Source organism: Bradyrhizobium sp. CCH5-F6, from assembly GCF_001556045.1.
Taxonomy (GTDB): domain Bacteria; phylum Pseudomonadota; class Alphaproteobacteria; order Rhizobiales; family Xanthobacteraceae; genus Bradyrhizobium.
The window spans coordinates 22,729-29,396 of sequence record NZ_LSIC01000143.1 but is presented as its reverse complement, the minus strand read 5'-3'; the positions used below and the strand labels follow the sequence as shown (position 1 = coordinate 29,396).

Sequence of the window (6,668 nt, the reverse complement as noted above, 5' to 3'; positions counted from 1 at the left end):
CGGCATAAGCCGTCCGACCATCGCGCAGGGAAGGCCGAGTGATCGGCACCACCTGTATGCTGCTGTGCGGTTTTCTGCGTGTGCATTTTGCGCAGCAGACCGCGGGTGCGTTGTCAGCACCCGGCCTTCCCTGTGCCCTCTTGACTCGAGAGGGAGAGCGACGAAGCAAAGCTCGGGCGGATTGCGCCGCGAGAGCGCGAAGCCGTGGCCGCTGCCCGACGAGCGAGGCCAGCCGCGGGTTCGCCGGCCGGAACGGATTTCGCATGGCGGGCGGCTGGCGCGAGGAACTCTTGCGCATGGTCGGAACTTGAATCCGCGGGCCGGCCTCGCCGCCGATGGCTGGCCTGCACGACCCCACCTCCAAGCCCCCATGCCCCCCGGGTGGGGCCGTGCTTCACAAGCAGGAGATGCAATGGCCGAGCCGACCGAGCAAGACATCAGAGAACGCGCGCATCAATTGTGGGAGCAGGCCGGCAAGCCCGAAGGCCGCGAGGAGGACTTTTGGCACGCCGCCGAGCAGGAGCTGCGCAACGAGGACAAGTCGAGCACGTTGCGCACGCCGGATTCGCTTTGACCGACGCGGCATGCCCGTTCTGCCACGGTCTCGGATGGGTCTGCGAGAACCATCCGCTCCGGGCCTGGAGCGAGAAGCTGGGCGGCTGCCGCTGCGGCGAGGGGATGCCCTGCACCTGCAACACGGCCGAAGATCCCGAAACGAGAGTGGTGATCGTCGAAGCGGACACGACGTGGCACTGAAGCGGGATGAGATGAGCCGCGATGGTCGAGTGGGCTCCCTCTCCCGCTTGCGTGTCCCTTGCAAAGGAAAAGCCGCCGGGTTCTTCATCCTGACGGCTTCGAAAAGTCCGTAGCTGTTGATCGCCTCCGCAGCTCGTGCGTACCGCCGTTACCTTGTTTGCGGCCATGCCTCATCTTTGTAGGGCAAGGTACGTGATTTTGCTGTGATCTGGAGCACACAGTGGAAAAGATGATGGCGAACGCGTGGTCAGATGCACGCGGGTACCTGCAACCACGTCAGCTCCTATGCCACGCTGCCAGATTCCACGTGATGGTGTCCCAGCCCGAGATGTCGGTCATGAGGCTGTTGACGCTGGCGTTGACGATGTGGCGGGACAGCAGCGGCAGGAACACGTTGGCTCCGCAGAAGATCTCGTCGACCTTGATCAGCAGCGCGGCGCGCTTGACCGGATCGAGCTCGTTCTGCGCGGCCTTGTAGGCCTTGTCGGCTTCGGGATCGGAATAGCGCGAGTTGTTGCGGCCCAGCCATTTGTTGTCCTTGGTGGCGATCTCCCAGGATACGCACTGGTTCAGCAATCGCTCAGGATCGGGCTGCGGCTGCGTCGTGTTGTACATCTCCATGTCGGCATAGAATTTCGAGTAGGTGTCGGGGTTGCCGACGTCGGAGGAGAAGAACACCGATGCGGTGACCGCCTTGATCTCGATCTCGATGCCGGCCTTCTGGCAGGCCTGCTTGATGATGGCCTGGGTCTTCTGGCGCGGGGCGTTGGTCGAGGTCTGGAAGACGTATTTGAGCTTCTTGCCGTCCTTCTCGCGGATGCCGTCCGCGCCCCTGGTCCAGCCGGACTCGTCGAGGATCTTGTTGGCCTTGTCGATGTCGAACTCGTATTTCAGCCTGGGCGACTTGAACTGCTTGGGCGCGTTGACGAAGCTCGCGGTTGCGACGGCGCCGCGACCATAGATGAACTTCTGGATCGAATCGCGGTCGATCAGGAGATTGATCGCCCGGCGAACGGCGGGATCGGACAGCGTCGGGTGCTTGGTCTTGACGCTGGAACGCTCGCCATCGACCTCGGTCCAGGGATCCGTCGTGTTGAGGATGATGAACTCGACGTTGCCGGACGGCGTGATGTCGAGCTTGCCTTTGCCGCCCGCCTCCATGCGCTTGAGGACCTCCTCCTCCACCTGCATGTTCCAGGCAAAATCGTACTCGCCGGTCTGGAGCACGGCGCGCGCCGCGGATACCGCGTCGCCGCCACCCTTGACCTCGAGCGTGTCGAAATGCGGCTGGTTCTTGACGTGATAGTCGGGGTTGCGTTCGGCGCGGATCATGTCGCCGGGCTTGAACTCGACGAACTTGTACGGTCCGGTGCCGACCGGCTTCAGATTGCCCGGGGCTTCGCGCGACTTTGCGCCGACATAGTCGCCGAAATGGTGCTTTGGCAGGATCTGGCCGACCGAGCCGACGAAGGGATCGGCCCAGAACGGCGTCGGCGCCTTGAAGAGCACCTTGACGGCGTAGTCGTCGATCTTCTCGACCTTGATGTCCTTGTAGGAGCCCGTGGTGTAGGCCGCGGTCGCGAGGTCCGCGGCGTACTGCCAAGTGAACACGACGTCGTCGGCGGTGAAGGGCTTGCCGTCATGCCACGTCACGCCGCGCTTCAGCTTCCAGGTCACGCTCATGCCGTCGGCCGAAAGGCCCCCGTTCGCCTTGGTCGGCGCCTCGGCGGCCAGGCAGGGAATGAGATTGCCGTCTTTGTCCCATCCGGCGAGCGGCTCGAAGAAGATGCGCGTGGCGATCTGGTCCTTGGTGCCGAGCGCGAAATGCGGATTGAGCAGGGTGGGCGCCTGCCAGAGCAGGATCTTGAGCAGGCCGCCGCCGCCGGCCTTGGTCGGCTTGTAGGCAAGCGTGGCGTCCGCCATCGCCACGTCGTGCCACGCCAGGATCTGGCTCGCGACCGGTGCCGCGATCCCGATTGCGGCGACTTTCAGGATGAACGAGCGTCGCGACAGCCGGCCTTGCTTCACCTCGGCGATCAAACCGCGGATTTCGTTCTCGTCCATCGGATGTCCTCCACCTGCGCTACGCCTCACCAGGCAGCCATCATGTTTCATGACGGCCGGGGCGGCAATGCCGGCAGGGCGGGAATGCGACGAAATGACGATGTGGAGAGCGCCGCTTTCGGGCGACGGAGCCGGATCGCCGCCTGGGATATCCAGGGGCGATCCGGTGCGATCTAGGTGAACTTGGGGAAGTTCTAAGGCCGCACCGGAAAGCTAACCCGGCAGGCGCGGATCCATCAAGTTTCGGAGTGTTGCGCTGGCGAAAGAATCATTGCCGCCGCCGGGAAATCGCCACACATGAAAGGCGCTCGGCACGGTTAGTTTTCCGCTTGATGTCGAATGGAGAACGTGCGCCCGCCGAGGGCCCGGCAATATGGTTTTCCATTTCATTGATTTCGCGCGGCGGAGCAGCGAATTCGGTTCGCTCGGCCAGGCTCGAGGGCGCTCGTGCCGTCGAGCTGGCAGGAGAGCGCAGAGGGCGCGAAATCGGCCCCGCTGAGATGAAACTTCGGTCAGTCATCCGGCTCTTCGGTCAAAAAGGCAAAAAAATTCCAATGCCGTGATGCGATCATTTCATGACGGAACGCGCGATTTGGGAGAGATTTGTGGCGGGTCATGGTTCGTATCGAACGGCTGTGGTGACGGGAGCATCGAGCGGCATCGGGGCCGCGACGGTCGAAAAACTCGCCGCCGCGGGATTTGAGGTGCACGCCATCGCCCGGCGCGCCGAGCGGCTGAAGGAACTGAGCGAACGCACGGGCTGCATCGCGCACGCGCTCGATATCACCGACGCCGAATCCTGCCGCAAGGCGATCGGCGACCTCGATGTCGATATCCTCGTCAACAATGCCGGCGCCTCGCACAATGCCCGGCTTTACGATTACCCTTTCGAGAAGATCGATCAGCTGATCGACCTGAATTTCCGAGCCGTGGCGCACCTGACGCGCTGCGTTCTGCCAGGCATGATGAGCCGCAACAAGGGACACGTCGTCATCGTCAGCTCGATGGCGGGCCATTATCCGATGCTCGGCTCGGCGATGTACTCCGCGACCAAGGCGGCGGTGTCGCAATTCCTCGACGTGATGCGGCTCGACACCAACGGGTCGCGCATTCGCTGGACCGAGATCGTACCGGGCCGGGTGGCGACCGAGGCCTTCGCGGTGTCGAGCGGCGACGCAAAGCTCGCCAGGGAAAAGTTTCTCGACGGCAAGGAGCCGCTGCAGCCGGCGGACATGGCCGACATGATCATGTTCGCCTTGTCGGCTCCGCCGCATGTCAACATCAGCCGCATCGATGCCTATCCGACCCGTCAGGCATCCGGCGGATTTGTCTACTCCGACTGACGAAATTCAACGCGAGAAGGTTTTGCCGATGTCGTTCACCAGACGGAATGTGTTCGCCGGTTTTGCCGCGGCCGGGCTTGCGGGCGTCGCGATGCCCGCCGTCGTATCTCGCGCGTACGCCGCGACCCCGAAGAAGGGCGGCCTGCTCAGGATGTGGATCGCCGAACCGGTGATGCTGACCGGCGCCTTCAACTCGACCGGGCAGATCTACGAGATCTCCGGCAAGCTGTTCGACGGCCTTGCGTGTTACGATTTCAATCTCAATCCGAAGCCGCAGCTCGCGCTGTCCTGGGATGTCTCCGCCGACGGCAAGTCGATCACGTTCAAGCTCAGGCCCGGCGTGAAGTGGCACGATGGCAAGCCGTTCACGGCGTCCGACGTCCAGTTCTCGGCGCTGAAAGTCTGGAAAGAGCTGCATCCGCGCGGACGCTCGACCTACCGCTATCTGGCCGACGTCGAGGTGCCTGACGCGCTGACGGCGATCTTCAAGTTCGAGCGGCCCTCGCCCTATGTCATGAACTCTCTCGCCTCCGTGGAATCCCAGATCCTGCCTCGGCATCTCTACGAGGGCACGGACATCCTCACCAATCCCGCCAATTTGAAGCCGATCGGCACCGGTCCCTTCAAGTTCAAGGAGTGGCAACGCGGCCAGTACATCATCTTCGAGCGAAATCCCGACTATTGGGATGCGCCGAAGCCTTATCTCGACGGCGTGGTGATGGTGATCATACCGGACGCCGCGTCTCGTGCGGTCGCGCTGGAGGCGGGCGAGCTCGACGTTGCCGGCGCGATCCCGGTGCCGCTGGCCGATGCCCACCGGCTTGCGGCCCTGCCGACGCTGGAAATCCCGGTGCAAGGCAGCGAGGCGCTGGCGTTTCAGGCCTTCATGGAGCTCAATTTGCGGCGTCCCTATTTCCAGGACGTTCGCGTGCGCCGGGCGATGTACCACGCGATCGATCGCAACTTCGTTCGCAAGAGCATCTATTTCGACTTCGCCAAGGCGGCCACGGGGCCGATCTCCTACGAGAACGCAAAGTTCTATACGGCCGATGTCCCTCAATATGAGTTCAGCATCGCCAAGGCCAATGCGCTGCTCGACGAGGCCGGCATGAAGCGTCAGAGCGACGGGCTGCGCTTCAAGATCACCCACGATCCGCTGCCGGCTGGCGACCACTTCTCGCGCACGGGCGACTATTTCAAGCAGCAGATGGCGCAGCTCGGCATCGCCGTCGACATTAGGAATCAGGACTTCCCGACCTATTACCGCCGCGTCTACAAGGACTATGATTTCGACACCACCTCGACAGGCGCATTCGGGCTGACCGACCCGACCGTGGGGATCCAGCGCTTCTACTGGTCCAAGAACATCGTGCCCGGTGTCGCCTTCTCCAACGGCAGCGGCTACAGCAGCGCGGAGGCCGACAAGGCGCTGGAAGATGCCCAGACCGAGGTCGATCCCGCCAAGCGCGCCGCGCTGTTCCGCGATTTCCAGAAGATCGTCATGACGGACCTTCCGTTGTTTCCGATCGCCGACGCGCGTTACATCACCATCAAGAGCAAGACGGTCATGAATATCGAGGTCGATCCGCTCGGCGCTCACGGCAGTTTTGCCGAGGCCTATCTCGCCCGCTAGCAAGGACGCAAGACGCCATTGTCCCGCTACGCCACATTTCTGCTCCGCCGGCTCGCGCAGGCCTGCATCATCGTCGTGGGCATCGTCTGCGTGAATTTCGCGGTGGTTCACCTCGCGCCAGGCGATCTCGCCGAGGTGATGGCCGGGCAGGGGGGCGGCGGCGATGCCGGCTATGTCGCGCTGCTGCGCGAGCGGTTCGGTCTCGACCAGCCGCTATGGGTGCAGTTCCAGCGCTACGCCTTCAACCTGCTGCGTCTCGATCTCGGCTACTCCTTCAAGGACAACATGCCGGTCGCCACCCTGATTGCCGACAAGCTGGCGGCAACCGCGATCCTGATGATTGCCTCGCTTGGGACCGCGTTCCTGCTCGGGATCGGCCTCGGCACGCTCGCCGCTGTCCGGCAAAACTCGCTGTCCGACGTCGTCATCTCGCTCCTGGCGTTGATCGGCTATGCCCGCCACGCCGTGATGCCGGTGCTGACGCTCACGGTATTCTACATGGCCGTGTTCATCCGCCTGATGCGCGCCTCCGTGCTGAACGTCGCTTCGCTCGATTTCGTTCGCACCGCCTACGCCAAGGGCATGAGCCGGCGGCAGGCCTACACGAAACATGTCGTCGGCAACGCGCTGCTGCCGATGATCACCATGCTCGGTGTCAACGCCGGCGGCATCCTTGGCGGCTCCGTCGTGGTCGAGACCGTGTTCGGCTGGCCCGGCCTCGGGCGGCTGACGTTCGATGCGATCTTCGCCCGCGACGTCAACCTGCTGCTCGGCATCCTGTTCTGCTCGTCGCTGCTGGTGGTGATCACCAATCTCGTCACCGATCTGGTTTCGGCCTGGATCGATCCCCGCATCGAGGTGTCCGCATGACC

6 protein-coding genes are annotated in these 6,668 nt (G+C 63.3%); 5 read left to right on the top strand and 1 reads right to left on the bottom strand.

The genetic code is table 11. The annotated features are described in order from the left end of the window. Positions 1 to 412: 412 nt before the first annotated feature. Positions 413 to 574, top strand: a complete 162-nt coding sequence (locus AX729_RS38930; protein ID WP_082770539.1) for a DUF2934 domain-containing protein — start codon at positions 413 to 415, stop codon at positions 572 to 574. Next, complete coding sequence (locus AX729_RS25675; RefSeq protein ID WP_061026994.1) at positions 571 to 756, top strand: hypothetical protein; 186 nt, start codon at positions 571 to 573, stop codon at positions 754 to 756. Before AX729_RS38930 ends, AX729_RS25675 begins: the two co-directional genes overlap by 4 nt. 276 nt (positions 757 to 1,032) lie before the next feature. On the opposite strand, the gene AX729_RS25670 is transcribed toward AX729_RS25675, so the two are convergent. Beyond that, complete coding sequence (locus AX729_RS25670) at positions 1,033 to 2,820, bottom strand: peptide ABC transporter substrate-binding protein (RefSeq protein WP_061026993.1); 1,788 nt, start codon at positions 2,818 to 2,820, stop codon at positions 1,033 to 1,035. 638 nt (positions 2,821 to 3,458) lie between these two features. Here AX729_RS25670 and AX729_RS25665 point away from each other — a divergent pair. The 3 genes from AX729_RS25665 to AX729_RS25655 are packed head-to-tail and all read left to right on the top strand — an operon-like array spanning position 3,459 to position 6,666. Next, positions 3,459 to 4,163 (top strand): SDR family oxidoreductase, encoded by a 705-nt coding sequence (locus AX729_RS25665; RefSeq protein ID WP_245325380.1) that lies wholly within the window; start codon positions 3,459 to 3,461, stop codon positions 4,161 to 4,163. A gap of 28 nt (positions 4,164 to 4,191) precedes the next feature. Next, a complete protein-coding gene (locus AX729_RS25660; RefSeq protein WP_061026991.1) occupies positions 4,192 to 5,796 on the top strand; it encodes an ABC transporter substrate-binding protein in 1,605 nt (534 codons plus the stop codon). 18 nt (positions 5,797 to 5,814) lie between these two features. After that, positions 5,815 to 6,666 carry an ABC transporter permease gene (locus tag AX729_RS25655; RefSeq protein ID WP_061026990.1) on the top strand — a complete coding sequence of 284 codons (852 nt, stop codon included), beginning with the start codon at positions 5,815 to 5,817 and terminating at the stop codon, positions 6,664 to 6,666. Positions 6,667 to 6,668 lie beyond the last annotated feature (2 nt).

Excerpts from the sequence above, each read along its gene's own strand:
- AX729_RS25660 (WP_061026991.1), top strand. The coding sequence starts at position 4,192 with ATGTCGTTCACCAGACGGAATGTGTTCGCCGGTTTTGCCGCGGCCGGG.
- AX729_RS25670 (WP_061026993.1), bottom strand. The coding sequence starts at position 2,820 with ATGGACGAGAACGAAATCCGCGGTTTGATCGCCGAGGTGAAGCAAGGC.
- AX729_RS38930 (WP_082770539.1), top strand. The coding sequence starts at position 413 with ATGGCCGAGCCGACCGAGCAAGACATCAGAGAACGCGCGCATCAATTG.